This is a genomic window from Aquitalea sp. ASV15 (genome assembly GCF_016429115.1).
In the GTDB taxonomy this organism is placed as follows: Bacteria; Pseudomonadota; Gammaproteobacteria; order Burkholderiales; family Chromobacteriaceae; genus Aquitalea; species Aquitalea magnusonii.
Genome location: NZ_JAELTZ010000173.1, coordinates 1 through 319, shown reverse-complemented (window position 1 = coordinate 319; position 319 = coordinate 1). Strand labels below are relative to the sequence as shown.

The window sequence follows — 319 nt, the reverse complement described above, 5'->3', positions numbered from 1 at the left end:
GATGGTCAGCACATTCAGCCGGTAGTAGAGATCGGCGCGGAAGCTGCCGGCGCTGACTTTTTCTTCCAGCCGGGCCGAGGTGGCGGCAATGATGCGGATATCCGCGCGCAGCACGCGGTTGGAGCCCTGTCTCTTATACACATCTCCGAGCCCACGAGACATTAACAAGGATCTCGTATGCCGTCTTCTGCGTGAAAAGAGGGGGGGGGGGGGGGGGGGGGGGGGGGGGGGGGGGGGGGGGGGGGGGGGGGGGGGGGGGGGGGGGGGGGGGGGGGGGGGGGGGGGGGGGGGGGGGGGGGGGGGGGGGGGGGGGGGGGGG

The 319-nt window shown here is 73.7% G+C and carries 1 protein-coding gene; it reads right to left on the bottom strand.

Features of this window, described 5'->3' with window-relative positions; all coding sequences use genetic code 11:
- On the bottom strand, window positions 1-162 hold a 162-nt coding region (locus JHD64_RS22545), incomplete at its 3' end, for a sigma 54-interacting transcriptional regulator (RefSeq protein ID WP_370540996.1).
- Between the last annotated feature and the right edge of the window lie 157 nt (window positions 163-319).